The following is a 24,798-nucleotide window of genomic DNA, read 5'->3' as shown; positions in this document are numbered from 1 at the left end:
AGCCTATTATAAAAATCATTGCTCACAAAAATATGTCTTGTTTCACATATCTATCATTTACGTAATCGATTGCGTTCACGTTTGCGCATTTTAGACGCGGCGACAGTACTATCTTTCATGAATATTACCAATCCATGTCATAAATGACGGGAATGTCAGTAGGGCAACAAAAGTCGCGCGGGGGATGTTGCGGAACGCACAAAACGCTCCGCCAGAACGTTTATTGATTAACAGGCTGAATATCATGGATGCGAATGAAGCCTAACTGCGCCGGAGTGATCCCCTTCAACGGTAACGAAATATTGACATCACTGGGCGCCAGCAAGCTGGCAGGGGCATTTACCAGAAGGCTCTGTGCATTCACCTCCTGATAGTTCTCCGTAGTGCCCTGAAGTTGCCCGTACTCTACGGTAGCGCTGAATGCCGGCAGCGGATCGCGGGACTCGCCCTGAATGTGTAACGTTGCGTGAGCGCCGTCTGCGACAGGCGTAATTTCCAGCAATGTCATACGTAGCGTACCGATCTGGCTCTCCAGCCGGGCAGGCGTATTGGCGCCAGGCAACAAATAGACGCCGCGGGTTGACTCCGCATTCAGCTTATTTTGTTGGGTAATTTTTACCGTTTCCTGATTCAGTTGGGTCATCTCTTTATTCAGGGTGCTAATGCTTTGATGCATCTGGCGAACTTCGCTCTGCGGCGCGCAGGCGGTCAGGCTCAAGAGACTTCCCACCAGGAGAATTCTTAGGTAACGTCTTGTCATGTCGATCATTTCCTTCATGGTTCGATAGCGTAATGGTAGTGCGCTATACGCACAAAGGCACCGATCCTTTATCTCAAAAGCGCTCCGCCTTTGTTGTCGCGCCAGTTCAGGGTAAAATAGCATTTCCTAAATCATCTGGTCAGGACGCCGTATGCATTGCCCATTTTGTTTCGCCGTAGATACCAAAGTCATTGACTCTCGTCTTGTAGGCGAGGGCTCGTCCGTGCGCCGCCGTCGGCAGTGCCTGGTGTGTAATGAACGCTTTACGACCTTTGAAGTGGCTGAACTGGTCATGCCGCGCGTGATAAAAAGCAACGATGTGCGCGAACCCTTTAATGAGGATAAGCTGCGTAGCGGCATGTTGAGAGCGCTGGAAAAAAGACCCGTCAGCGCAGATGATGTTGAAATGGCATTGAACCATATTAAGTCACAATTACGTGCCACTGGGGAGCGTGAAGTTCCCAGCAAGATGATTGGCAACCTGGTCATGGAGCAGCTGAAAAAACTCGATAAAGTCGCGTATATTCGCTTTGCCTCCGTCTATCGCAGTTTCGAAGATATCAAAGACTTTGGCGAAGAAATCGCTCGCCTACAGGACTAAGCCATGCAGGATGAGTTTTACATGGCGCGAGCGCTCAAACTGGCGCAGCGTGGACGTTTCACCACTCACCCGAACCCTAATGTCGGCTGTGTCATTGTTAACAATGGCGACATCGTCGGCGAAGGTTATCACCATCGCGCCGGAGAGCCGCACGCCGAGGTCCATGCGCTGCGGATGGCGGGCGCAAAAGCCAAAGGCGCAACCGCCTATGTCACGCTTGAACCCTGTAGCCATCATGGGCGAACGCCGCCATGTTGCGATGCGCTGATTGCGGCCGGCGTCGCGCGCGTGGTCGCCGCGATGCAGGACCCGAACCCACAGGTCGCCGGGCGCGGGCTGTATCGCCTGCAACAGGCGGGTATTGCGGTCAGCCACGGGTTAATGATGAGTGAAGCGGAGGCGCTCAATAAAGGCTTCCTCAAGCGGATGCGTACCGGATTCCCTTATCTTCAGCTTAAACTGGGTGCCTCCGTGGATGGACGGACGGCGATGGCCAGCGGCGAAAGCCAGTGGATCACCTCGCCGCAGGCCCGGCGCGACGTTCAGCGCTTGCGTGCGCAAAGCCACGCTATTTTAACCAGTAGCGCGACGGTATTGGCTGACGATCCGGCCTTGACGGTGCGTTGGGCGGAGTTAGACGCCTCTACGCAGGCGTCTTACCCGCAGGAAAATCTGCGCCAGCCGGTGCGAATTGTTATCGACAGCCAAAACCGGGTAACGCCTGCGCATCGTATTGTGCAGCAGCCTGGCGAAACGTGGATTGCGCGTACCCAGGAAGATAGCCGCGCGTGGCCCGATGCGGTTCGTACTATCAGCGTGCCGGCGCACAACGGACATTTGGATCTGGTTGTACTGATGATGCAGTTAGGCAGGCAGCAGATTAATAGCATATGGGTTGAAGCCGGACCGGGACTGGCAGGCGCGTTGTTGCAAGCCGGGCTGGTGGATGAACTGATTGTCTATGTCGCGCCTAAATTGTTGGGAACCCAGGCGCGGGGATTATGCGAATTGCCGGGGCTTGAGAAGCTCGCCGACGCGCCGCAATTTACCTTCAGCGAAATACGCCATGTCGGCCCGGATGTTTGCCTGCATATGGTGAGCGCATGAGTTCTCCCGTCGAAAGGGGAGCAGCGCTCAAATTATTATGATAAAATCCGCCCCCCTGCGGGGCCAAATGAACCCTGGAAGAGAGAATATGAACATTATTAAAGCTAACGTTGCAGCCCCTGACGCTCGTGTCGCCATCACTATTGCGCGTTTCAATCAGTTTATCAACGACAGCCTGCTGGATGGCGCGGTTGATGCCCTGACGCGTATTGGTCAGGTAAAAGATGATAATATTACCGTAGTGTGGGTGCCTGGCGCCTATGAACTGCCGCTGGCGACCGAAGCGCTGGCGAAAAGCGGTAAATACGACGCCGTGGTTGCGCTGGGAACCGTGATTCGCGGGGGGACTGCGCACTTTGAATATGTGGCAGGCGGCGCCAGCAATGGCCTGGCAAGCGTTGCCCAGGACAGCGGCGTGCCGGTAGCCTTTGGTGTTCTGACCACCGAGAGTATTGAACAAGCCATCGAACGTGCTGGTACAAAAGCCGGTAATAAAGGCGCAGAAGCTGCGCTGACCGCGCTTGAAATGATTAATGTATTGAAAGCCATTAAGGCCTGATTTTTTGTAAGGGGAATTCCGTGAAACCTGCTGCTCGTCGCCGCGCCCGTGAGTGTGCCGTCCAGGCGCTTTACTCCTGGCAGTTGTCCCAGAACGACATCGCTGATGTTGAATACCAGTTCCTGGCGGAACAGGACGTAAAAGACGTCGACGTTCTCTATTTCCGTGAACTGCTGTCCGGGGTGGCGACTAACAGCGCGTACCTGGATGGTTTAATGAAACCGTATCTGTCCCGCCTGCTTGAAGAGCTGGGACAGGTTGAAAAAGCCGTGCTGCGTATTGCGTTGTTTGAGCTGTCAAAACGCAGCGATGTGCCTTATAAAGTGGCCATCAACGAAGCGATTGAACTGGCGAAAACCTTTGGCGCTGAAGACAGCCACAAATTCGTCAACGGCGTACTGGATAAAGCAGCTCCGGTGATTCGTCCCAACAAAAAGTGATTCACAGGCCGGAAAGATAGCGGGCGATGGATGATACCCGCCGTCTCCGGCCTTTTCTTTTTTTCTGCTGAGGCATAACGTATGGCATGTGGCGAGTTTTCCCTGATTGCCCGTTATTTTGACCGTGTAAAAAGCTCTCGTCTTGATGTTGAAACCGGTATTGGCGACGATTGCGCGCTCCTGAATATTCCTGAAAAGCAGACCCTGGCGATCAGTACCGATACGCTGGTGGCGGGCATCCATTTCTTACCCGATATCGATCCTGCCGATCTGGCGTATAAAGCGCTGGCGGTGAATTTAAGCGATCTGGCGGCGATGGGCGCCGATCCGGCATGGTTAACGCTGGCGCTCACGCTTCCTGACGTCGATGAGGCGTGGCTTGCCGCGTTCAGTGACAGCCTGTTTGAACAACTGGATTACTACGACATGCAGCTCATTGGCGGCGATACCACGCGCGGCCCGCTGTCGATGACGCTCGGTATTCATGGCCTTGTGCCAGCCGGTCGGGCGCTGAAACGTTCTGGCGCAAAACCGGGCGACTGGATTTATGTTACTGGCACGTTGGGCGATAGCGCTGCCGGGCTGGCGATTCTACGGGGTGATTTTCGCGTGGGAAGCTGGGGGGATGCCGACTATCTGGTCAAACGCCATCTGCGCCCGACGCCGCGTATTTTACAAGGGCAGGCGCTACGCGATCTCGCCAGTTCGGCGATCGATCTTTCCGACGGTTTGATCTCCGATCTTGGTCACATTCTGCAAGCCAGCAACTGCGGCGCGCGAATCGATTTGGAGGCGCTGCCTGACTCCGAAGAACTGTGGGGACATGCCAATGATCCCGAACAAAAGCTTCGCTGGATGTTATCCGGCGGCGAAGATTATGAACTGTGCTTTACCGTCCCGGAGCTGAACCGTGGCGCGCTGGATGTCGCGCTTGGTCATCTGGGCGTGCCGTTTACCTGTATCGGGCAAATGACGGCGGATATCGAAGGGATCGCCTTTGTGCGTGACGGAGAACCTGTCACTTTTGACTGGAAAGGATATGACCATTTTGCCACGCCATAAAGATGTTGCGAAAAGCCGCCTGAATTTGCGCAATCCGTGGCACCTGCTCGCTACCGGCTTTGGCAGCGGGCTGAGCCCTGTGGTGCCGGGCACGATGGGCTCGCTGGCGGCGATCCCCTTCTGGTATTTGATGACGTTTCTGCCGTGGCAGCTTTATTCGCTGGTCGTGATGTTTGGGATCTGCATTGGCGTTTATCTTTGCCATCAGACGGCGAAAGATATGGGCGTACACGACCACGGCAGTATTGTCTGGGATGAATTTATCGGTATGTGGATAACGCTAATGGCGTTGCCGACGACGGACTGGCAGTGGGTGGCTGCCGGGTTCGTTATTTTCCGCATTCTGGATATGTGGAAACCCTGGCCGATCCGTTGGTTTGATCGCAACGTGCACGGCGGCATGGGGATTATGATCGATGATATCGTCGCCGGCGTGATATCCGCCGGCATACTGTATTTTATCGGTCATCACTGGCCGCTCGGTATTATTTAAAGGGTTTGCCGGATGGCGGCGTAAACGCCTTATCCGGCCTACCCCCGAACAATATGTCGATTTCACAGGCCCGATAAGCGCCGCGCCATCGGGCAATGGCAGATTATTTAAATCCCACCACCGGATGCTGTTTGTACGGTGTTTCGAGTTCGGCAATCTGCTCCGGTTTGAGCGTTAAATCAACGGCATTCAGCAACTCATCTAACTGCTCTTCACGCGAAGCGCCGATAATCGGCGCGGCGACGCCTCGTTTACTGAGTAGCCAGGCCAGCGCAACCTGCGCTCGCGTTGCGCCAAGCGCCTCGCTGACGCCAGACAGCCGTTCCGCTATTTGCGCATCATTTTTATCGCTTTCAGCATATAAATTTTTGCCCACGTCATCCGAGACCAGCCGGGCCGTGGTTTCTCCCCAGGGGCGAGTTAAGCGCCCGCGCGCCAGCGGGCTCCACGGAATCACGGCGACGCCTTCCTGCCAGCACAGCGGTAGCATCTCTCGCTCTTCCTCGCGGTAGATCAGGTTATAGTGATCCTGCATGGTGACAAACGGCGCCCAGCCGTGTTGTTTTTGTAGCGCCAGCGCCTGGGCAAATTGTGAGGCGTGCATTGAGGAAGCGCCGATATAGCGGGCTTTACCCGCCTTCACCACGTCGTTTAGCGCTTCCAGAGTTTCTTCTATCGGCGTGGTGTAATCCCAGCGGTGGATTTGCAGGATATCGACATACTCCATTCCCAGACGGGTGAGGCTATCGTCAATAGAGCGCAGGATTTGCGCGCGGGATAATCTTTCCGGCAGATCGCCGACGCGATGGAAGACTTTCGTCGCTACCACCACCTCGTCGCGCCGGGCGAAATCACGCAGCGCGCGGCCGACAATCTCTTCGCTGCTGCCGTCGGAGTAGCTGTTGGCGGTATCAAAAAAGTTAATGCCGCCCTCAAGGGCGCGCTTGATGATGGGACGGCTGCTCTCTTCGGGAAGCGTCCAGGCGTGATTGCCGCGACTCGGCTCGCCGAATGTCATACAGCCCAGACAAAGGCGGGATACCCGAAGATCTGTATTTCCTAACGTGTTGTATTGCATGACTCCGCTCCTGTTATACCCGTCACTCTTCAAGCATAGCAGGAGCAAAGAGGGGATTATGCCAGCCAGGCCTTGATTTTGGCTTCAATGCCTGCGGCGTCAAGCCCCAGTTCCGCGCGGGCTTCTTCCTGCGTTCCTTGCGGGATAAAGAAATCCGGAAGACCGATATTCAGCACAGGTACAGGTTTACGATGGGCCATTAGCACTTCGTTTACGCCGCTGCCAGCGCCGCCCATAATGGCGTTTTCTTCCAGCGTCACCAGCGCGTCATGCTGCGCGGCCATCTCCAGAATTAACGTGTCGTCCAGCGGCTTAACAAAGCGCATGTCGACCAGCGTGGCGTTCAGCGCTTCGGCGACTTTCGCCGCCTCAGGCATTAAGGTGCCAAAGTTCAGAATCGCCAGTTTTTCGCCATGACGCTTCACAAGGCCTTTACCAATAGGCAGTTTTTCCAGCGGGGTTAGCGCCACGCCCTGCGCATTACCGCGTGGATAACGTACTGCCGTCGGGCCGTCGTTATAGTGATACCCGGTAAATAACATCTGGCGACATTCGTTCTCGTCGCTTGGCGTCATGATCACCATATCCGGGATGCAGCGCAGATAGGAGAGATCGAACGCGCCCTGGTGTGTTTGCCCATCCGCGCCAACGATACCGGCGCGATCGATGGCGAACATGACCGGCAGTTTCTGGATAGCGACGTCATGGATGACCTGATCGTAGGCGCGTTGCAGGAAAGTAGAGTAGATCGCCACGACGGGCTTATAGCCGCCAATCGCCAGGCCTGCGGCGAAGGTGACGGCATGCTGTTCGGCGATGGCGACGTCAAAATAGCGATCCGGGAATTTACGTGAAAATTCCACCATGCCGGAACCTTCGCGCATTGCCGGGGTGATCGCCATCAGCTTGCTGTCTTTGGCGGCAGTTTCACACAGCCAGTCACCGAAGATTTTTGAATAACCTGGCAGACCGCCGCTGCTTTTCGGCAAACATCCGCTGGAGGGATCAAATTTAGGCACCGCATGGAAAGTGATCGGATCTTTTTCCGCGGGCTCATAACCGCGGCCTTTCTTGGTCATGATATGCAGGAACTGCGGGCCTTTCAGGTCACGCATGTTCTTCAATGTGCTGATAAGCCCCATGACATCGTGACCATCGACCGGCCCGATGTAGTTAAAGCCCAGCTCTTCGAACAGTGTGCCCGGCACAACCATGCCTTTAATATGTTCTTCGGTACGCTTGAGCAGCTCTTTAATTGGCGGTACGCCGGAGAAGACTTTTTTTCCGCCTTCGCGCAGAGAAGAGTAAAGCTTACCGGAAAGTAGCTGCGCCAGATGGTTGTTGAGCGCGCCGACGTTTTCCGAAATCGACATTTCATTGTCGTTCAGAATGACCAGCATGTCGGGCCGGATATCGCCTGCGTGATTCATTGCTTCAAACGCCATACCGGCGGTGATGGCGCCGTCGCCAATCACACAGACGGTGCGGCGATCTTTGCCTTCTTTCTCCGCCGCTACGGCAATACCGATACCGGCGCTGATGGAGGTGGAGGAATGCCCAACGCTCAGCACATCGTATTCACTTTCTCCGCGCCACGGGAACGGATGCAGACCGCCTTTCTGGCGAATGGTGCCGATTTTGTCGCGACGACCGGTAAGGATTTTATGTGGATAAGCCTGGTGTCCAACATCCCAGATTAGCTGGTCAAACGGGGTGTTGTAGACATAATGCAGCGCCACGGTAAGTTCTACCGTGCCCAGCCCGGAAGCGAAATGCCCGCTGGAACGGCTTACGCTGTCGAGTAAGTAGCGGCGTAGCTCGTCGCAGAGTTTCGGCAGACTCTCTTTCGGTAACAGTCGTAACTCCTGGGTGGAGTCGACCAATGCCAGGGTAGGGTATTTGGCTATATCAAAACTCATCGCAAGCTCATTGGATATGGGGTTTATTTATCACGCTGGATTATGTAGTTCGCTAGCGCTTCCAGTGCCGAGGTGTCCAGTGATTGCGCGGCCAGCTGATGTAACGACTGACGGGCGTCCTCTATCAGGTCCCGGGCTTTATTCCGGGCTTGCTCAAGACCCAGAAGTGCAGGGTAGGTACTTTTGCCAAGCTGCTGGTCTGCGCCCTGACGTTTACCTAACGTTGCAGTATCGCCCACCACATCCAGAATGTCATCCTGAACCTGGAAGGCAAGGCCGATACTCTCTGCATAGCGGTCAAGTATCGGCAGAGTATTCCGTCCTTTATCGCCCGCGCTCAACGCGCCAAGTCTAACGGCGGCGCGAATGAGCGCGCCGGTCTTATGGCGATGAATGCGTTCCAGCGCGTCCAGAGTGATCCGCTGGCCTTCTGCCGCCAGATCCAATGCCTGACCGCCGCACATACCGGCGATACCGCTGGCATTTGCCAGTTCGGCGATCATCGCGATACGATCGCGATCGGTGACTTCCGGCATCGGCGCGTCGCTGATAATGGCAAACGCCAGCGTCTGCAACGCGTCTCCCGCCAGGATTGCGTTGGCTTCGCCAAATTTAATATGGCAAGTCGGCAGGCCGCGACGCAAATCGTCATCGTCCATCGCTGGCAGGTCGTCATGGATCAGCGAATAGGCATGAATGCATTCGACCGCCGCAGCTGGCGCATCCAGCGTTGCCGTACTGACGCCAAACATTTGACCGGTGGCGTAAACCAGAAATGGCCGCAGGCGTTTACCGCCTAATAATGCGCCATACTGCATGGCTTCGACCACGGGAGTGTTCTGAAAGGGCAGTGGCGCGATAAAACGGCTCAGCGCCTGATTCGCTTGCGTTACGCAAGCCTGTAGCTGCTGCGTAAAGTCCATTTACTCATTATCCGCGATAAAAGGCTCAGGTGAAGCCTCTTCATTATCAGACAGCAAAATTTGCACGCGCTGTTCCGCCTGCTGCAGTTTTGCCTGCCCCTGACGCGCCAGTTGTACGCCGCGCTCGAATTCATTCAGCGCGTCTTCCAGCGGCAAATCGCCGCTTTCCAGGCGGGTAACAATATGTTCCAGCTCGCTCAGCGCAGTTTCAAAGCTGGCGGGCGCCTCATTTTTCTTCGGCATGATGACTGTTTGACTCTCTGTAATGGCAGTACAAGTCTATGGTAACGGACTCACACTGATAAGCAAATAACGCGCAATGGTAAGGGGAAATGCGCAAGATGTCCGTGATAGTGATATACTTCCGCGCCTGGATGCAGCCGTAGGTATGGGCTGCTGTACTATTTCTCCACGACAAGCCTTAGATAGCTTGCTAAAGAACCATTGCCGCCATGAAGTTTATCATTAAATTGTTCCCGGAAATCACTATCAAAAGCCAATCTGTGCGTTTGCGCTTTATAAAAATTTTAACCGGGAACATCCGTAACGTTTTAAAGCACTACGATGAGACCCTCGCGGTTGTCCGTCACTGGGATAACATTGAAGTTCGCGCCAAAGATGAAAACCAGCGTCTGGCGATTCGCGACGCGCTGACCCGCATTCCGGGGATTCACCATATTCTTGAAGTCGAAGATGTGCCGTTCACCGATATGCACGACATTTTCGAGAAAGCGTTGGCGCAGTATCGCGAGCAGCTTGAAGGCAAAACCTTCTGCGTGCGCGTAAAACGTCGCGGTAAGCATGAGTTTAGCTCCATTGAGGTGGAGCGCTATGTCGGCGGCGGATTAAATCAGCATATTGAATCGGCGCGCGTGAAGCTCACTAACCCGGATGTGACGGTGCATCTGGAAGTGGAAGATGATCGCCTGCTGCTGATCAAAGGGCGTTATGAAGGTATTGGCGGTTTCCCGATTGGCACCCAGGAAGACGTGCTGTCGCTGATCTCCGGCGGTTTTGACTCCGGCGTCTCCAGCTATATGCTGATGCGTCGCGGCTGTCGCGTACACTACTGCTTCTTTAACCTCGGCGGCGCGGCGCATGAAATCGGCGTTCGCCAGGTGGCGCATTACCTGTGGAACCGCTTTGGCAGCTCCCATCGCGTGCGTTTTGTGGCGATTAACTTCGAACCGGTGGTCGGCGAGATTCTGGAGAAAGTTGACGACGGCCAGATGGGCGTGGTGCTCAAACGTATGATGGTACGCGCGGCGTCGAAAGTGGCGGAACGTTACGGCGTACAGGCGCTGGTGACCGGCGAAGCGCTGGGCCAGGTGTCCAGCCAGACGCTAACCAACTTGCGCTTGATCGATAACGTGTCTGACACGCTGATCCTGCGCCCGCTGATCTCTTACGATAAAGAGCACATTATCAACCTGGCGCGCCAGATTGGTACGGAAGATTTTGCCCGTACGATGCCGGAATACTGTGGCGTGATTTCAAAAAGTCCGACGGTGAAAGCCATTAAAGCGAAAATTGAAGCCGAAGAAGAAAACTTCGACTTCAGTATTCTCGATAAGGTGGTAGAAGAAGCGAACAACGTCGATATTCGTGAAATCGCCCAGCAGACCCAGCAGGAGGTGGTGGAAGTAGAAACCGTGAGCGGTTTCGGCCCGAACGACGTGATTCTGGATATCCGTTCTGTGGATGAACAGGATGACAAGCCGCTGAAAGTGGAAGGTGTGGACGTCGTTTCGCTGCCGTTCTACAAGCTGAGTACTAAATTTGGCGATCTCGATCAGAGCAAAACCTGGCTGCTGTGGTGTGAGCGCGGGGTAATGAGCCGCCTGCAGGCGCTCTATCTGCGCGAGCAGGGCTTTGAAAACGTGAAAGTGTATCGTCCGTAATTCCTTTGCCGGGTGGCGGCTATGTCCTACCCGGCCTACCGTTTTATTTCTGCCCCAACCGTTTTGCAATGCGCTCCAGCTTCATCATCAGCAGCAGCGTAATGGCCACCAGCACAATAGTCAGCGCCGCGCCGTCGGCGATATTTCCACGGTCGGTCAGGCTAAAGATAGCTACCGGCAGCGTCGTCCAGCCCGGCGGATAAATCATCATCGTCGCGCCCAACTCCCCCATGGAGAGCGATAAACTCAGCGCCAGCGCTGACACCATCCACGGCATCAATAACGGCAACGTCACGTGACGCAGACGATACCAGGGCGATGCCCCCAGACTCGACGCGACGTTTTCAATATCGGCGGAAATTCGCGCCAGTCCGGTCGACACGTTACTGAAGGTAAAGGCGGAAATCAGCACAAAGTGCGCTGTCAGCACAATCCATAGGGTGCCGTTCATTTGCAATGGCCCCTGGCTGAAAGCAACCAGAATGCCCAGGCCCACGGACACTGACGGAATCGCACTCGGCAGATAGAACACCATACTTAACCATTTCTGCGTTTTCACCCCATATTGACGCAGCGCCAGCGCCGCCCAAACGCCGCACAGCAGCGCAAACAGGCTGGCGCAAAAGCCAATCGTGAGGCTGGCAAGTAGGGCATCCCATGCCGCACCGTGCAGAGCGTTAACAAAGTGGTTCAGCGTGAAGCCACTCGGCAGAATACCGTTCCACTGCTGGCTAAGGCTGGACATCAGAATCACCGCCAGCGGCAGGAAAAAGAACACGATAAACAGTACGCTAGCCACAACGCCCGCCGCAGCGCGTCCTTTAGGTGACCAAATTAGCATGGCTAGCTCCTTACGCCGGTACGCGATGCCGCCAGGCGATAGAGGGAGAACAGCCCCAGCGACAAGACAATGTTAATCAACGCAATCATGCAGGCGACCGTATAGTCGGACTCCAGAATCGCTTTGCTGTAAACCATCATCGGCAGGGTGTTAACCCCTTTCGCGCCAATAAACAGTACGATGCCGAACTCGTTAGTGGTCAACAGTAGGCACAGGCTGCCACCAGCCATCAGCGCCGGTAGCGCCGCCGGGAAAATCACCTGCCCAATCACCCGTAACGGGTGCGCCCCCAGAATACTGGCTGCCTCTAGCTGGCTTTTATCAATTTGCCGCAGCGCGGCCATCAGTGGCCGCATCACCAGCGGAGTGAACACCGTGATCTCCGCCAGAATGACGCCCTGCATCGAGTAGAGAAAATCCACCGGCGGTAGCTCAAAGGCAAACAGGCTCATCAGCGCACCGTTGAGCAGACCCGCTGACCCATAAATAAAGGTGAACGCCAGCGTAATCAGGAAGGTCGGCAGCGCAATAAAAGTATCGACGACCCGACCAATCAACTCGCTGCCGGGGAAAGGAATAAACACCAGAATCAGCGACATCACGCTGCCCAGCAGCAGGCAACCGGCGGTGGCGAAAAAGGCGATTTGCAACGTGTTCAGCAACGCGCCGACAAAGCGTTTCGAGTCAACCACCTGGCGGAAGGTCTCGAGCCCGATGTCGCCATTGGCACCGCGTAGCGCCTGTTCAACGATGAGCGACAGTGGCCAGAAAAACAGCGTCGCCAGCACCAGCAACGGGAGCAGCAGCCACAGCAGCGGGCGTAGGTTAAGCGCCGGTTTTTCCAGAGGTAAAATGAGTGACATGGTTATACCTCAATCAGGACCGCATCATCCGGTTCGAACCACAGCGCCAGCTTGTCGCCCACGCGCGGCAGCGGATTGACATGCGTCAACACCATCCGCACCGTTTCGCCAGCAATGTCACACAGCAGATGGGTTAAATCGCCCTGCCAGTGCACCGATTGCAGTGTGGCGTTGAAGCGGTTGCTGTAGGCCGAACGCGGCGTTAGGCTGAGGTGCTGAGGACGAATGCACAGCAGTTTGTTGTAACCGTGGTGGCTGCCCCGGCTGAACGCGCGAATCACCGCACCGCCGCAGCTGACGTCCACCAGCCCCGGAACCTCCGTTATCCCCAGCGCGATGGCGGAGAGAATATTGGCGCGACCTAAGAATTCGGCGGCAAAACGATTGGGCGGATGCTGATATAGCGCGCGGGTTTCGCCGTGAGCAATCAGCGAGCCATCCTTCATAATGCCGATTTTATCGGCCAGGGTGAGCGCTTCCGTTTGATCGTGGGTGACGTAGAGAATAGTGAGTTCCGGCAGCTCACGGTGAAGACGGGCGATTTCTTCCACCATATTATGACGAATCTGTGCGTCCAGCGCTGACAGTGGTTCATCCAGCAACAGCACGCGCGGGCGCACGGCAATCGCGCGGGCGATGGCCACGCGTTGCTGCTGGCCGCCGGAAAGTTGATGCGGATAACGGGCGGCGTAATCACTCATGCCAACCGTTTTCAGCGCCTGCGTGACACGCTCATTAATTAGCGCCTTTGGCTGCTTCTGCGCACGCAGGCCAAAAGCGACGTTGTCTTCCACTTTCAGATGCGGGAACAAGGCGTAGTTCTGCACCACCATCGCCAACCCGCGTTTATAGGGTGGCAGATGGGTGACGTCCGTATCGCCAATCAGAATACGACCGCCTGCAGGTTGCACAAAGCCCGCAACCGCACGCAGCACCGTCGTTTTTCCAGATCCTGATGGGCCAATCAGCGCCAGCACTTCGCCAGGTTCAATCGTCAAAGAGAGCGGTTTAAGCACCACGTTGCCGTGATACGCAACGCGCAGCGAGTCGAGGACTATCCCCGATGTCCCCTGCGATGCAGGGGCGTGAACGGCAGTCGTTTTCATCAGCATCAGGCTTACTCGCTTTCGGTCACTTTGTGCCAACGGCTAATATCTGCCGACAGCGAAACGGCTACGTCATCCCAATTTGGCTGCCAGCTCTGCACGCCTTCCAACGCGGCAGTGGCGGCCTTATAATGTTCGTCGCTCGGCGTTACGTCGCTGCGTACCGGCATTCCCCAGGAGAGTTCGCTGACGCGAGTCTGCGCTTCTTTACTCAGCAGGAAGTTAATCAGCTTTTTACCATTTTCACTCTGCGGCGCCCCCTGGACCAGGCCAATGACATAAGGGATGGCCAGCGCGCTGCGCTCGCCTTTGTCGTTGGCCGGCCAGAAGATTTTCACGTTCGGGTTACGTTCCATCTGCGCGAGGTTCATTTGCAGGTCGCCGTTAGCGACGTAGATTTCACCTTTATTAACCAGCGCGGTTAGCTTGCCGGTAGAGGCAGATGGCCCGACGTTATTGGCCTGCAGCTTGCCGAGATACGCAAAACCGGCATCTTTACTGCCGAAGCTGTGGAAAGCCTGCAGCATTACCGCCGTGCCGTCAGCGGCCTGACCTGGCGTGGAATACTGGAGTTTATTTTTGAATTTACCGTCAAGCAGATCCTGCCAGCTCGCCGGGGCAGTTTTCAGCAGCTTGCTGTTGTAGATAAAGCTCAGATAGTTCTTTACCAGCGGCGAATAAAGGTTGTTGGCATCGGGGATAGCCGAGGTGGCGTCGGTGTTAAAGTTCGCCAGCAGCTTTTCGGCGGCGGCGCGCTGAATGAATGGCGGCGCGGTTACCAGCACGTCGGCCTGCGGATTCGTACGCTCTTTTGCCAGACGTTCCACTACCACGCCACCACCGCCTTCAACATAGCGTACGGTAATGCCGGTCGCTTTGGTGAATGCGTCAAACTGTACCTGGTACCAGCTGTTATCGCCATCATGCAGCCCGTCGATGGAGTACACCGTGACCACCGATTCCGCCCATGACGGGGCGCTGGCGAGAGCGAAGACAGACAGCAGAGCAAGTCGGGAAAGTTTCATCGTAATAGCCTCATAGCGTACGTTGCATTTTCTGGCCTATACCAGGTTTGCTTTTTACGCTAAACGGCTTATATGACAAAACGATGAAAGAGAAATAAATCAGTCCACGCCGGATGATGCTGCGTTTATCCGGATAGCCGTGAGACGATACGATTGACAGGCCGGATAAGGCTCGCAGCCAACATCCGGCGCACCCGCTAGTGGGTATCTACCTCAATGCGCAGGCTGTCGTGACGCCAGTATTCGATATCCAGATCCAGCACTCGCCCGTGTTGATCGTAGTTCAGACGGCGCAGCAACAGCGCCGGGCGCCCTTCCATAACGCCCAGCGCCTGTGCGGCCTGCGCAGGCATGGCGGTGGGGTAGAACGACAGATGCATGCTGGTATAGACAAGGTTGTAGCGCGACTCGTATACCTCAGTCAGGCTGCCGTTGAGATCGTACTGCAGCAGCTCAGGCACGCGGGCGGGCAAACAATGGTTTTCGCAGTAGCACACGGCGCGGCCATCGGCGTAACGCAGACGGGTCAGCAGATAGATTTGATCAAACGGCTGGAGCTGGAGGGGCTCCATGACCTCGACAGGCACGGTGGTTAACACGCCGCTCAGTAGCGCGGTTTTTGGCTCCCGCCCCTGCTCGCGGCAAAGCTTATGGAAGTTGGTATTCTGGGTTGGATCCAGCCACAGGCGTTCCGGCGTAACGAACCAACCGCGACGATCGGCGCGCCAGATAAGCCCACTGGACTCCAGCTGCGCCAGGCTTTCGCGAATAGTAATGCGCGTGGTGTTGAAGATCGCGCACAGTTCGCGTTCAGACGGCAGTTTATCACCGCTTTTCAACGCACCGCTCTGAATACGTGCCTGAAGCTGCGCCTTGATCAACAGGTACTGCGGGATATCGCCCGGGATAGATTTCATGCTTACTCGCTTCCGTTTTGCCTGCCGCCATTATACAAGCAGAGATGAATTTTTTGTTGCAGCGCGATTTTCTCTTTGACCCGTCGCGGCAAAGATCGTCATGATAAATGCAATCTGGTATAGACCAAAGGTAAATAACATGACTTCGCGTAACTATCTGTTGCTGACTCCTGGCCCGCTCACCACCTCTCGTACCGTGAAAGAAGCGATGTTGTTCGATAGCTGTACCTGGGATGATGATTACAATATCGGCGTGGTGGAACAGATCCGCCAGCAGCTGACCGAACTGGCAACGGCCTCCGAAGGCTACACCTCCGTACTACTGCAAGGCAGCGGTAGCTATGCTGTGGAAGCCGTACTGGGCAGCGTATTGGGGCCGCAGGATAAGGTGCTGATCGTCAGCAACGGTGCATACGGCGCACGAATGGTCGAGATGGCCGGCCTTATGGGTATCGCCCATCACGCTTACGACTGCGGCGAAGTTGCGCGCCCGGACGTGCAGGCGATCGACGCGATCCTCAACGCCGACCCGACGATCAGCCATATCGCCATGGTGCATAGCGAAACGACCACCGGGATGCTCAACCCCATTGATGAGGTGGGCGCTCTGGCGCATCGCTATGGCAAAACCTACATCGTTGACGCCATGAGCAGCTTCGGCGGCATCCCCATGGATATTGCAGCATTACACATCGACTATCTGATCAGCTCCGCCAATAAATGCATTCAGGGCGTGCCGGGTTTTGCCTTTGTGATTGCCCGCGAGCAAAAACTGGCCGCGTGCAAAGGGCATTCCCGCTCGCTGTCGTTAGATCTCTACGCCCAGTGGCGCTGCATGGAGGATAACCACGGCAAATGGCGTTTTACTTCGCCCACACATACCGTCCTGGCGTTTGCACAGGCGCTGAAAGAGCTGGCGAAAGAAGGTGGCGTAGCGGCACGTCATCAACGCTATCAGCAAAATCAGCGCAGCCTGGTGGCCGGAATGCGGGCGCTGGGCTTTAACACGCTGCTGGATGACGAACTTCATTCGCCCATTATCACCGCCTTTTATTCACCGGAAGACCCGCAGTATCGCTTTAGCGAATTTTATCGCCGCCTCAAAGAGCAGGGCTTTGTTATCTATCCTGGCAAAGTGTCGCAAAGCGACTGCTTCCGCATCGGCAATATTGGCGAAGTATATGCCGCCGATATCACGGCCCTGCTGACCGCCATTCGTACCGCCATGTACTGGACGAAATAAGGAACCATGATGAACCGTATTCACGCTGTTATTCTCGACTGGGCGGGCACCACCGTCGATTTTGGCTCCTTCGCGCCGACGCAAATTTTCGTTGAGGCGTTCCGTCAGGCATTTGATGTGGAGATCACCCTCGCTGAAGCACGCGTGCCAATGGGGCTGGGTAAATGGCAACACATTGAAGCGCTGGGAAAATTACCTGCTGTTGACGCGCGCTGGCAGGCAAAGTTTGGCCGCTCCATGAGCGCAGCAGATATTGATGCCATCTACGCCGCTTTCATGCCGTTACAGATTGCTAAAGTTGTCGATTTTTCTTCTCCTATTGCCGGAGTTATCGACACGATCGCGGCGCTACGAGCCGAGGGTATCAAGATAGGCTCCTGCTCCGGTTACCCACGAGCGGTGATGGAGCGCCTGGTCCCCGCCGCCGCCGGGCATGGCTATCGTCCGGATCATTGGGTGGCAACGGACGACCTGGCCGCGGGTGGTCGCCCGGGGCCGTGGATGGCGCTGCAAAACGTGATTGCGCTGGGCATTGATGCGGTCGCGCACTGTGTGAAGGTAGATGATGCCGCGCCGGGCATTAGCGAGGGGCTTAACGCGGGGATGTGGACGGTGGGGCTGGCGGTATCGGGTAACGAATTCGGCGCAACATGGGACGCCTATCAGACAATGTCGAAAGAGGACGTTGCGGTCCGCCGCGAGCACGCGGCCAGCAAGCTGTACGCCGCCGGGGCGCATTACGTGGTGGATTCACTGGCGGATTTACCTGGGGTGATTGCGCATATTAATGCGCGTCTGGCGCAGGGCGAACGCCCGTAAAATAACTGCCGGATGGCGCTGTCGCTTATTCGGCCTACAGACTGTACCGTTTTGTAGGCCGGATAAGGTGTTTACGCCGCCATCCGGCAATCATTCTTATTCGTAGTAGTTATAAATCCCCGCCGCCATCACCAGTTGCGAAGCCACTTCATGCGCTTTTTCACGACCAGCCAACAGGTCGATGATTTTCAAACCAAAATCGATAGCGGTACCCGGTCCCTGGCTGGTTAATAATTTTACCCGCGCATCCCACACCACACGCTTATCCAGCCACTGTTCGGCGGGGATCTTATCTTTCAGCGCCGGAAAACCGGTCATATTGCCGATAGGGAAGATATCGTGCGGCACGAGCACTGTGGCGGCTGCGGCGCAAATGGCTGCGACAATGCGCCCGGAGCGGTGAAACTGTTTTACGGTTTCGACCAGCAGCGGGCTGTCGCGAAAGCACTCGGCGCCTTTAATTCCGCCGGGCAACACGATGATGTCATAATCGCCGTCGGCAACTTCAACCAGCGGCGCATCCGCCAGTAGCTTTACACCGCGCGAGCAGACAATCGTCAGGTTGCCATCGCTGGCGACGCTGGCGGTAGTGACGTGGATTCCGCCGCGAACCAGCAGATCGATAGTGGTGACCGCTTCGGTCTCTTCACTACCAGGGGCGATGCATACCAGTGCCTGAGCGCTCATACTCACTCTCCTTTCGCTTTACCATTTCAAACAGGCGGCTATTTTCCGGAACGGCGAGACCGTGCACGCGGGCGCGCTTGAGTAAATAACCGGTGATGTAGTCAATTTCGGTATGGCGCATGGCACGCACGTCCTGCAACATGGATGAGATGTTTTCTGCCGTACTGTCAATCACTTGCTCAACATAATAGCGTAAATCGTCTGCCGATGTGTGGTAGCCTTCACGTTCAATCACGGCGGCGACCTCTTCGCAAATCGCGTTGATTTCATCAGTATGATGGCGCAGCTCGCCGTTCGGGCAGTTCCAAAGCGCGGTGAGCGGGTTGATAACACAGTTGACCGCCAGTTTGCGCCACATCTCTGCGCGGATATTGTTATGCCAGGCGACATCGGGCAGTACCCCCTGCAGGATATCGGCGAGATAACTGTAATCGCCGTCTTGCTCGCGCGCCGGGCCAATATGCGTAGTACCGTTAGCGACATGAATAATGATATTACCGTCGCGGCGCGCAGCATGGGTGATAGTCCCCATCAACATCGGCTGTTGGATATTTTGCAGTTCTTCTATGGTTCCCATTCCATTATGAATGAGCAGGATAGGCGACGTCACCGGTAGGGTTGACGCCAGGGTTCGTACTGCGTCGGAAACCTGCCACGCTTTCAGCGTGACTAATAACAGTTCGCTCTTCGCCAAAAAATCCGGATCGTTTGCCGTCAGTGATTCGTTGAAAAAGGAACCATCGGTATCGATCAGATTTACGCTGCAATAAGGTTGTGGCACCCGTAGCCAGCCCTGTACGTCATGTCCGTGTTTGCACAGTGCCGAAAGCCAAAGTTGTCCTAAGGCTCCGCATCCCAGTACAGTAATTTTCATTGTTCCTCCTCACCTGCAACAGCGCCAGGTGTTATGGCGCTAATTATAGCGTCATCAGCTAAGCTTCTCGTTAAGCCTCGTTGCAGGTATTATGCAACGCAACGAAAATGAAGGGAGAAGAAAAGATGCCATCTTTCGATATTGTTTCTGAAGTTGATCTGCAGGAAGCGCGTAACGGTGTGGATAACGCGGTTCGCGAGGTTGAGTCTCGTTTTGACTTCCGTGGCGTAGAGGCGACTATTGAACTGAACGATGCCAATAAAACCATCAAGGTGCTGAGCGAGTCCGATTTCCAGGTCAATCAGTTGCTCGATATTCTGCGCGCCAAGCTGCTTAAACGCGGTATTGAAGGCGCTTCGCTGGATGTACCGGACGAGTTCGTGCATAGCGGTAAAACCTGGTATGTGGAAGCGAAGCTGAAGCAGGGCATTGAAAGCGCCGTGCAGAAGAAAATCGTCAAGCTGATTAAAGACAGCAAACTGAAGGTGCAGGCGCAAATTCAGGGGGAAGAGATTCGCGTGACGGGCAAATCACGTGACGATCTGCAATCGGTAATGGCGCTGGTTCGCGGCGGCGATTTGGGCCAGCCGTTCCAGTTCAAAAACTTCCGCGATTAAGTTGTTATGCCGGATAGAGCCTCGCCGCCATCCGGCAATGCAGCATTCATCCTTTGCTGATAAGCTGTTCAACTTCAAAGCGATTGGTCACTTTGCTGTCGATTTTGACGTAAGCGGAATGCTCTTCCGCCACGATCAGCGCTTCGCTTACGCCTTTCATTGCCAACAGTCGCTGTTTTAGCCTGTCGTCAGCAACGATATCCGCTGGAATTTCCACGCGCAGGCTGCTGACATAGGGCGGCTCTTTCATGGTACTTGCCACCGCCAGCCATACCATCGCCAGTACGGCCCCGGCAAGGAAAACGGTTTGCCCATCAAACGTGCCGTCTATCCAGCCGCCCAGCGAACCGCCAAGCGCCACGCCAAGAAACTGACTGGTAGAATAGACGCCCATCGCCGTTCCTTTATACCCCGCGGGCGACTCTTTGCTAATCAGCGAAGGCAGCAGCGCCTCCATCAGATTAAAGGCGAGGAAAAAGAGTTGTACGCCAATCACCAGCTCCCAGAAATGCTGGCCCGCTCCCCACAACACGATTTCCGCGACGACAATGAGCCCCACGCAGAACAGGAATACCTGCTTCATCCGCCGTTTGACTTCAGCATAGATGATAAAAGGCACGACGGCGGCAAAGGCGATCACCATGGTTGCCAGATACACCTTCCAGTGTTCGGCGGCAGGGAAACCGGCATCGGCAAGCTGGCCGGGCAGGGCGACAAAGGTGGACATTAATAAAATATGCAGACACATAATGCCGAAATTGAGCTTGAGCAGCCTCGGCTCCGCCAGCACTTTACTGAAGCTGCCTTTGACCATCCCGGATTCGCGATTCAGCACATGGTTGGTACTGTTGGGAACCACCCAGATCGTCAGAAGAATGCCCAGAGTGGCGAGGGCGGCGATCATCCAGAACAACGCGTTCAATCCCAGACTATGGGTAACGATCGGCCCTAATACCATCGCAATCGCGAAGGTGATACCAAAGCTGACGCCGATAAACGCCATCGCTTTGGTACGGTTTTGCTCTCGGGTGAGATCAGACAGAAGCGCCATGACGGCGGCGGCAATAGCGCCGGACCCTTGTAGCGCTCGCCCCAGAATAATGCCCCAGATTGAGTGAGAGAGCGCGGCAATGACGCTACCCGTGACAAATACCGCCAGTCCGCCGACAATCAGCGGTTTGCGGCCAATGCGGTCGGACAGCAGCCCAAAGGGAATTTGAAAGATAGCCTGCGCCAGCCCGTAAATGCCGATCGCAATGCCGATTAATGCTTCGCTGGCGCCCTGTAGCGCCATACCGTATGTGGTCAGTACTGGTAGAACCATAAACATGCCCAGCATACGCAACGAAAAGACGGTCCCTAAACCCCATGTGGCGCGCAGCTCCCCTGGCGTCATTTTATAATCGTTCATTGCCACCTCTGTATAAAAGCTGGGAGTAGTGTAGTGCGGGGAGTGTGTCGGGTAAATAGAGGGTTAATTAGCAAATATTATGTTTTTGAAACAGTTGAGCTAAAAAAGAGATAAATTGTTAACACGATAGGGGCGATAGGGAGAGCCAGCATAGGCTTGTGCTCATTCATATTCCGATCTCCTTGAGCTGTAGTGGCTATCTGAGCCATATCAGTATAGTGTAGCGGTTAGCCACGGCCTTCAGGCTGTGTGCGCTGTTGCTCCATATCGCAATAGCAGAACTCGTCAAGCCAGACTGTCAGCGAACCGCGCTGCCTGAGTGTGGCTGGCCGGTGGGTGATTTTAAACTTTTGCTTTGCCATAGGAACCCGATTCTGAAACGATGGCAATGATCAGATCCGCCCATCTTCTGAAAATTTGATTTATTCAACAACGCCGAGACTGATAGCAAACTTTCTGCGTGATGGCGCGCGTTTATCAGGCAGAAGATTCGTCAGCAGTCGCATTTATTATATTATTCAAGGAGTGAATTTGTTATGGAAATTAAATATTTATCATTATGTATTTTAGCGGGTATTTTATTTGTTAGCCAGGTGAATGCTTCAGAGAACAACGGTAAAGATGATGTAAAATATGCTGCGCTTACCCAGAAGGATCTTGATGCTTTGCCTGTGGAAAAAAGAGCTTCGGTTCTGGATGAACTGGGGTTTATCCATGAATACGGTATTGGTGTACCGATGAATCGCGAACGGGCGTTGCAGTATTACAAGCAGGCCTGTGAACTTGGCGGTAACTATGGTTGCTATAATGTGAAGTATGCTTATCAGTATGGCGACGGAGTGGCGAAAGATAGTGCTCAGGCCAATAAGTATGCTAAAAAAATGAATCTGGATAATTTATTGATTGAGCAAGAGTATATCGATAAGTTTTCGCAAGAAATTTACGCGGCAAAAGTATTGGCCGATACGGATAAATCGCAGCGACCAGAATTTATTAATGCACTATTTAATCTTCTAAATAATAGGCCAGAGAGCGATGCGCTTTTTTTTAGTCGTATCGGATTTAATCAGGAAAAAACGTTCCGCCTTGCTACGCTATGGGTGCAGGACGGCGATCCACAAATGGATTATCAACTGGGGTTACTCGCCCTTAATGATTTCTCTGGTCATTATGTGGATGAGCCTTATAAGGCCAGGCCAGCCTCGTTGAAATGGTTTCGCGCCGCCGCGGAAAAAGGCGTCGTTGAGGCCCAATCTCTCTTGGGGGGTATTTATTCGGGGGGAGAGGGCGATGAGTGGGGGATTAAGCCAGACATTCAGGAAGCACAAAAATGGTATGGGCAGGCGGCTGAGCAGGGTGACAGCGATGCACAGATTGCGCTAGGTAAAATCTATTATTCTGGCGCAACAGGGCGCACTGATTACGCTAAAGCGCTGGCATTATTTACGCAGGTTGAAAATGATGGTACTAATTCGCGCTCAACGATGCCGTTGAGTTGGATGTATTATAACGGTTTAGGTACTGCACCTGATTGTGATAAAGCCTGGTCGTATTACAAGAAAGCATCTCGATATGTAGGTAAGAAAGTTGAGGAAAAAATATTTTTAAGTAAATGCGCAGCGGATATTCAGAGTCGAAAAAACAACGCGGATGCTTTACCTAAAGTAACCCTGAAAAAAGAGAGAATTTTCTCTCGCGGGATAACGGCTAAACCGAAAGAATGCGCACTAATTTTTCAGATTGGCACAGATAAAATCCGTAACATGGCGAATTTGCATATTACGCTTGAGCTGAAAAATGCTGATGGAGTGGCAACTGAGGAAACGTTAATGATTCCGCCATTCGGTTTGAATACTCTGGGGATAGATATGCAAAATCATGATGTTGATCCTCTCGTTACCCCATACGATCTCCCGCTGTATACGCAAGATTTTTGTCACGGGATCGGCGATATCCATTTTACGCTGAAATCCGCTACGGCAACGATTAACGGTAAGAATGTCGATTTACTGAAAGCTGACAGTGTGCGCTTTTTAGATAAAGAATAAGGGAATGAAAAATGATAAAACGGAAATGGAATATTTTGTTTCTGCTTGGGCTTTCTTTCGCATCGGTATGCCAGGCAGGTGATGATATTGACGCGTTGTATAGCCGTATTGCGCAGAAAGATGTTCAGGCGCTAAATGAGCTAAAGGCGTTAGCCAAAGATAATAACGCTCAAGCGCTGGCAGAGCTGGGCTTTATTTATGAGTATGGCGTTACTGTGCCGAAAGATACGATACAGGCTATCAAGTATTATGAGCAGGCTTGTCATGTTGAAGAACCCTATGGCTGCTACAACGCTCGTTATTTTTATCTGCATGGCCTGGGGGTGATGCAGGATGACGTTTTGGCAAAAGAGCTTGCGGATAAAACCAGTAAAGCAGACACCGATACTGATGCGCAGACGGTGACGCGCCTGATAGCCGACGAAATAGATACGGCAAAGCAAGCCGCGGAAAGCGATATTACTCAGCGTTCCCGGTTTATTGAAACATTACGCCAGTATGCCAGCGGCGGGAGCGCGATGGCCGCGCGCATCACGCGCCTGGGTTATTCAAAGGCGGATATTCTGCACCTTGCGGAGCTGTGGGCGCAGGAGAGAGACCCTGAACTTAACTTTATCGTTGGTAGCCTCTATGACTCTGGTTTTGTTGAGGTCGACGATAAAGAGGCGCGTTCGTTGCAATGGTTCCGCAAGGCTGCTGAATTGGGCCAGGCTGATGCGCAGAATATACTCGGTTACTTCTACTTGAATGGAAAACGAGGGATTAAGCGCGATCTGCAGAAGGGGGTGCAGTGGTACGAGTTGGCGGCTGCGCAGGGTAATGCCGATGCGCTCATAAATCTTGGTGAGATCTATTACTCCGGGACGCAGGTTCCGCTTGATTACGCTCGGGCGTTTGAATTCTTTGATCGGGCGGCGAAGATGGGCAAGTCTCGCGCTTTAAACTATCTTGCCTGGATGTATACCAACGGTCAGTTTGTCGACACGGACTGCCGGAAGGCAGCGGAGTTGTTTGCTCAGGGGCGAACAAGTTTTGCAGACGATCCCCATTTTCAGGTGACCTGCGAAAAAGACCGACAGGCCCGCGCTGAGGCTGTGGCAATGCGTGAAAAGAATTTGCCGAAGTTAACCTTCAATCGTGATCGTGTTTTCGGTGCGAGCCAGGGCAGCGGCTATGCATGCGAGCTGGAGTTTGTCGTCAAAACGGACAGAATCAGCAGTATAGAGAATTTACGCGTCTCACTGGCGCTGAAAAATAAGGCCGGGGCGATGTCACAGCAGGTTATCGCATTTGAGCCTTTTGGGCTAAATACGCAGGACCGCAATTTACAAGGGTATAAGTCTGATACGCTACGTGAATCGACATTACAACCTGTCTATCAGCCGGAATTTTGCGATGTTGATAGCTATAGCGTAACCGCTGTGACGGGGATTGTTAACGGTAAAGAGATGGACATTCTTAAGGCGGGAATTTTTCTTTAAACGCGAAAAGAAAGATGGCGTAT

General features: G+C 54.2%; 25 protein-coding genes and 1 pseudogene. 12 read left to right on the top strand and 14 right to left on the bottom strand.

Annotation, left to right across the window (positions count from 1 at the left end; all coding sequences use genetic code 11):
- Positions 1–220: 220 nt before the first annotated feature.
- A complete protein-coding gene (locus J4617_RS17880) occupies positions 221–760 on the bottom strand; it encodes a DUF3251 domain-containing protein (RefSeq protein ID WP_000198484.1) in 540 nt (179 codons plus the stop codon).
- A 151-nt stretch (positions 761–911) separates the two neighbouring features.
- Here J4617_RS17880 and nrdR point away from each other — a divergent pair, with 151 nt between their 5' ends.
- The 6 genes from nrdR to pgpA all read left to right on the top strand — a co-directional run bounded on the left by nrdR (position 912) and on the right by pgpA (position 5,022).
- Entirely contained in the window at positions 912–1,361 is a 450-nt protein-coding gene (gene nrdR, locus J4617_RS17875; RefSeq protein ID WP_000543533.1) for a transcriptional regulator NrdR, read from the top strand.
- A gap of 3 nt (positions 1,362–1,364) precedes the next feature.
- Entirely contained in the window at positions 1,365–2,468 is a 1,104-nt protein-coding gene (gene ribD, locus J4617_RS17870; protein WP_001150216.1) for a bifunctional diaminohydroxyphosphoribosylaminopyrimidine deaminase/5-amino-6-(5-phosphoribosylamino)uracil reductase RibD, read from the top strand.
- Between the two features lie 88 nt (positions 2,469–2,556).
- Positions 2,557–3,027, top strand: coding sequence for a 6,7-dimethyl-8-ribityllumazine synthase (gene ribE / locus J4617_RS17865; protein WP_001021372.1), 471 nt, complete (start codon positions 2,557–2,559; stop codon positions 3,025–3,027).
- A 20-nt stretch (positions 3,028–3,047) separates the two neighbouring features.
- Positions 3,048–3,467 carry a transcription antitermination factor NusB gene (nusB, locus tag J4617_RS17860; RefSeq protein ID WP_000801129.1) on the top strand — a complete coding sequence of 140 codons (420 nt, stop codon included), beginning with the start codon at positions 3,048–3,050 and terminating at the stop codon, positions 3,465–3,467.
- Positions 3,468–3,548: 81 nt separating this feature from the next.
- Complete coding sequence (gene thiL, locus J4617_RS17855; protein ID WP_000742082.1) at positions 3,549–4,529, top strand: thiamine-phosphate kinase; 981 nt, start codon at positions 3,549–3,551, stop codon at positions 4,527–4,529.
- Positions 4,507–5,022 carry a phosphatidylglycerophosphatase A gene (gene pgpA, locus J4617_RS17850; protein ID WP_000154063.1) on the top strand — a complete coding sequence of 172 codons (516 nt, stop codon included), beginning with the start codon at positions 4,507–4,509 and terminating at the stop codon, positions 5,020–5,022. The genes thiL and pgpA overlap by 23 nt, the downstream gene beginning before the upstream one ends.
- Positions 5,023–5,125: 103 nt before the next feature.
- Here pgpA and J4617_RS17845 read toward each other — a convergent pair whose 3' ends face one another.
- The 4 genes from J4617_RS17845 to xseB are packed head-to-tail and all read right to left on the bottom strand — an operon-like array spanning position 5,126 to position 9,185.
- Positions 5,126–6,100, bottom strand: coding sequence for an aldo/keto reductase (locus tag J4617_RS17845; protein WP_017465382.1), 975 nt, complete (start codon positions 6,098–6,100; stop codon positions 5,126–5,128).
- 56 nt (positions 6,101–6,156) lie between these two features.
- Complete coding sequence (dxs, locus tag J4617_RS17840; protein WP_000006777.1) at positions 6,157–8,019, bottom strand: 1-deoxy-D-xylulose-5-phosphate synthase; 1,863 nt, start codon at positions 8,017–8,019, stop codon at positions 6,157–6,159.
- Between the two features lie 23 nt (positions 8,020–8,042).
- Positions 8,043–8,942, bottom strand: coding sequence for a (2E,6E)-farnesyl diphosphate synthase (gene ispA, locus J4617_RS17835; RefSeq protein ID WP_000348076.1), 900 nt, complete (start codon positions 8,940–8,942; stop codon positions 8,043–8,045).
- Positions 8,943–9,185: an exodeoxyribonuclease VII small subunit gene (xseB, locus tag J4617_RS17830; protein ID WP_001124944.1), complete on the bottom strand. Its 243-nt coding sequence runs from the start codon at positions 9,183–9,185 to the stop codon at positions 8,943–8,945. It abuts the gene before it with no gap.
- A gap of 209 nt (positions 9,186–9,394) precedes the next feature.
- Here xseB and thiI point away from each other — a divergent pair, with 209 nt between their 5' ends.
- Complete coding sequence (gene thiI, locus J4617_RS17825; protein ID WP_000668652.1) at positions 9,395–10,843, top strand: tRNA uracil 4-sulfurtransferase ThiI; 1,449 nt, start codon at positions 9,395–9,397, stop codon at positions 10,841–10,843.
- A gap of 43 nt (positions 10,844–10,886) precedes the next feature.
- Here the strand turns inward: thiI and phnV are convergent, their stop codons facing one another.
- The 5 genes from phnV to phnR form a co-directional block, all read right to left on the bottom strand.
- A complete protein-coding gene (gene phnV / locus J4617_RS17820; protein ID WP_000909793.1) occupies positions 10,887–11,684 on the bottom strand; it encodes a 2-aminoethylphosphonate ABC transport system, membrane component PhnV in 798 nt (265 codons plus the stop codon).
- A 2-nt stretch (positions 11,685–11,686) separates the two neighbouring features.
- Positions 11,687–12,547: a 2-aminoethylphosphonate ABC transporter permease subunit gene (gene phnU / locus J4617_RS17815; RefSeq protein WP_000052710.1), complete on the bottom strand. Its 861-nt coding sequence runs from the start codon at positions 12,545–12,547 to the stop codon at positions 11,687–11,689.
- A 2-nt stretch (positions 12,548–12,549) separates the two neighbouring features.
- Positions 12,550–13,659: a 2-aminoethylphosphonate ABC transport system ATP-binding subunit PhnT gene (phnT, locus tag J4617_RS17810; protein WP_000928790.1), complete on the bottom strand. Its 1,110-nt coding sequence runs from the start codon at positions 13,657–13,659 to the stop codon at positions 12,550–12,552.
- Between the two features lie 5 nt (positions 13,660–13,664).
- On the bottom strand, positions 13,665–14,678 hold the full coding sequence (gene phnS / locus J4617_RS17805; protein WP_017465381.1) for a 2-aminoethylphosphonate ABC transporter substrate-binding protein: 1,014 nt from the start codon (positions 14,676–14,678) through the stop codon (positions 13,665–13,667).
- Positions 14,679–14,875: 197 nt separating this feature from the next.
- Positions 14,876–15,595, bottom strand: coding sequence for a phosphonate utilization transcriptional regulator PhnR (phnR, locus tag J4617_RS17800; RefSeq protein ID WP_000836271.1), 720 nt, complete (start codon positions 15,593–15,595; stop codon positions 14,876–14,878).
- A 139-nt stretch (positions 15,596–15,734) separates the two neighbouring features.
- Here phnR and phnW point away from each other — a divergent pair, with 139 nt between their 5' ends.
- Entirely contained in the window at positions 15,735–16,838 is a 1,104-nt protein-coding gene (gene phnW / locus J4617_RS17795; RefSeq protein ID WP_000203975.1) for a 2-aminoethylphosphonate--pyruvate transaminase, read from the top strand.
- Between the two features lie 9 nt (positions 16,839–16,847).
- Complete coding sequence (phnX, locus tag J4617_RS17790; RefSeq protein WP_001526311.1) at positions 16,848–17,657, top strand: phosphonoacetaldehyde hydrolase; 810 nt, start codon at positions 16,848–16,850, stop codon at positions 17,655–17,657.
- A 96-nt stretch (positions 17,658–17,753) separates the two neighbouring features.
- Here phnX and yajL read toward each other — a convergent pair whose 3' ends face one another.
- A complete protein-coding gene (yajL, locus tag J4617_RS17785) occupies positions 17,754–18,344 on the bottom strand; it encodes a protein deglycase YajL (RefSeq protein WP_017465380.1) in 591 nt (196 codons plus the stop codon).
- The gene (panE, locus tag J4617_RS17780) at positions 18,307–19,218 is read right to left on the bottom strand and encodes a 2-dehydropantoate 2-reductase (RefSeq protein WP_017465379.1); all 912 of its coding nucleotides are present in this window, start codon (positions 19,216–19,218) and stop codon (positions 18,307–18,309) included. The genes yajL and panE overlap by 38 nt, the downstream gene beginning before the upstream one ends.
- Before the next feature lie 125 nt (positions 19,219–19,343).
- Between panE and J4617_RS17775 the strand changes: the two genes are divergently transcribed.
- The gene (locus J4617_RS17775) at positions 19,344–19,835 is read left to right on the top strand and encodes a YajQ family cyclic di-GMP-binding protein (RefSeq protein ID WP_001138913.1); all 492 of its coding nucleotides are present in this window, start codon (positions 19,344–19,346) and stop codon (positions 19,833–19,835) included.
- Between the two features lie 46 nt (positions 19,836–19,881).
- Here the strand turns inward: J4617_RS17775 and J4617_RS17770 are convergent, their stop codons facing one another.
- Positions 19,882–21,246: an MFS transporter gene (locus J4617_RS17770; RefSeq protein ID WP_017465378.1), complete on the bottom strand. Its 1,365-nt coding sequence runs from the start codon at positions 21,244–21,246 to the stop codon at positions 19,882–19,884.
- 230 nt (positions 21,247–21,476) lie between these two features.
- Positions 21,477–21,608, bottom strand: a pseudogene (locus J4617_RS23080) (IS5/IS1182 family transposase); the annotation flags it as partial.
- Between the two features lie 174 nt (positions 21,609–21,782).
- On the opposite strand from J4617_RS23080, the gene J4617_RS17765 reads away from it, so the two are divergent.
- Together J4617_RS17765 and J4617_RS17760 are read left to right on the top strand one after the other, a co-directional pair.
- Positions 21,783–23,294, top strand: a complete 1,512-nt coding sequence (locus J4617_RS17765) for an SEL1-like repeat protein (protein WP_017465377.1) — start codon at positions 21,783–21,785, stop codon at positions 23,292–23,294.
- An 11-nt stretch (positions 23,295–23,305) separates the two neighbouring features.
- The gene (locus J4617_RS17760; RefSeq protein WP_017465376.1) at positions 23,306–24,775 is read left to right on the top strand and encodes a tetratricopeptide repeat protein; all 1,470 of its coding nucleotides are present in this window, start codon (positions 23,306–23,308) and stop codon (positions 24,773–24,775) included.
- The last annotated feature ends 23 nt before the right edge of the window (positions 24,776–24,798 follow it).

This window comes from Salmonella sp. 32010601201800023SM, from assembly GCF_017572235.1.
In the GTDB taxonomy this organism is placed as follows: domain Bacteria; phylum Pseudomonadota; class Gammaproteobacteria; order Enterobacterales; family Enterobacteriaceae; genus Salmonella; species Salmonella enterica.
The sequence above is the reverse complement of the archived record's forward strand: the minus strand, read 5'-3'. Positions and strand labels throughout refer to the sequence as shown.

Coding starts and splice junctions, on each gene's coding strand:
- phnU (WP_000052710.1), bottom strand. CDS start 12,547: ATGTCACTCATTTTACCTCTGGAAAAACCGGCGCTTAACCTACGCCCG.
- phnR (WP_000836271.1), bottom strand. CDS start 15,595: ATGAAATCTATCCCGGGCGATATCCCGCAGTACCTGTTGATCAAGGCG.
- ribE (WP_001021372.1), top strand. CDS start 2,557: ATGAACATTATTAAAGCTAACGTTGCAGCCCCTGACGCTCGTGTCGCC.
- ribD (WP_001150216.1), top strand. CDS start 1,365: ATGCAGGATGAGTTTTACATGGCGCGAGCGCTCAAACTGGCGCAGCGT.
- phnT (WP_000928790.1), bottom strand. CDS start 13,659: ATGCTGATGAAAACGACTGCCGTTCACGCCCCTGCATCGCAGGGGACA.
- nrdR (WP_000543533.1), top strand. CDS start 912: ATGCATTGCCCATTTTGTTTCGCCGTAGATACCAAAGTCATTGACTCT.
- dxs (WP_000006777.1), bottom strand. CDS start 8,019: ATGAGTTTTGATATAGCCAAATACCCTACCCTGGCATTGGTCGACTCC.
- J4617_RS17880 (WP_000198484.1), bottom strand. CDS start 760: ATGACAAGACGTTACCTAAGAATTCTCCTGGTGGGAAGTCTCTTGAGC.
- J4617_RS17845 (WP_017465382.1), bottom strand. CDS start 6,100: ATGCAATACAACACGTTAGGAAATACAGATCTTCGGGTATCCCGCCTT.
- J4617_RS17770 (WP_017465378.1), bottom strand. CDS start 21,246: ATGAACGATTATAAAATGACGCCAGGGGAGCTGCGCGCCACATGGGGT.
- phnS (WP_017465381.1), bottom strand. CDS start 14,678: ATGAAACTTTCCCGACTTGCTCTGCTGTCTGTCTTCGCTCTCGCCAGC.
- pgpA (WP_000154063.1), top strand. CDS start 4,507: ATGACCATTTTGCCACGCCATAAAGATGTTGCGAAAAGCCGCCTGAAT.
- yajL (WP_017465380.1), bottom strand. CDS start 18,344: ATGAGCGCTCAGGCACTGGTATGCATCGCCCCTGGTAGTGAAGAGACC.
- J4617_RS17765 (WP_017465377.1), top strand. CDS start 21,783: ATGGAAATTAAATATTTATCATTATGTATTTTAGCGGGTATTTTATTT.
- J4617_RS17760 (WP_017465376.1), top strand. CDS start 23,306: ATGATAAAACGGAAATGGAATATTTTGTTTCTGCTTGGGCTTTCTTTC.
- phnW (WP_000203975.1), top strand. CDS start 15,735: ATGACTTCGCGTAACTATCTGTTGCTGACTCCTGGCCCGCTCACCACC.
- xseB (WP_001124944.1), bottom strand. CDS start 9,185: ATGCCGAAGAAAAATGAGGCGCCCGCCAGCTTTGAAACTGCGCTGAGC.
- panE (WP_017465379.1), bottom strand. CDS start 19,218: ATGAAAATTACTGTACTGGGATGCGGAGCCTTAGGACAACTTTGGCTT.
- ispA (WP_000348076.1), bottom strand. CDS start 8,942: ATGGACTTTACGCAGCAGCTACAGGCTTGCGTAACGCAAGCGAATCAG.
- thiL (WP_000742082.1), top strand. CDS start 3,549: ATGGCATGTGGCGAGTTTTCCCTGATTGCCCGTTATTTTGACCGTGTA.
- J4617_RS17775 (WP_001138913.1), top strand. CDS start 19,344: ATGCCATCTTTCGATATTGTTTCTGAAGTTGATCTGCAGGAAGCGCGT.
- thiI (WP_000668652.1), top strand. CDS start 9,395: ATGAAGTTTATCATTAAATTGTTCCCGGAAATCACTATCAAAAGCCAA.
- phnV (WP_000909793.1), bottom strand. CDS start 11,684: ATGCTAATTTGGTCACCTAAAGGACGCGCTGCGGCGGGCGTTGTGGCT.
- phnX (WP_001526311.1), top strand. CDS start 16,848: ATGAACCGTATTCACGCTGTTATTCTCGACTGGGCGGGCACCACCGTC.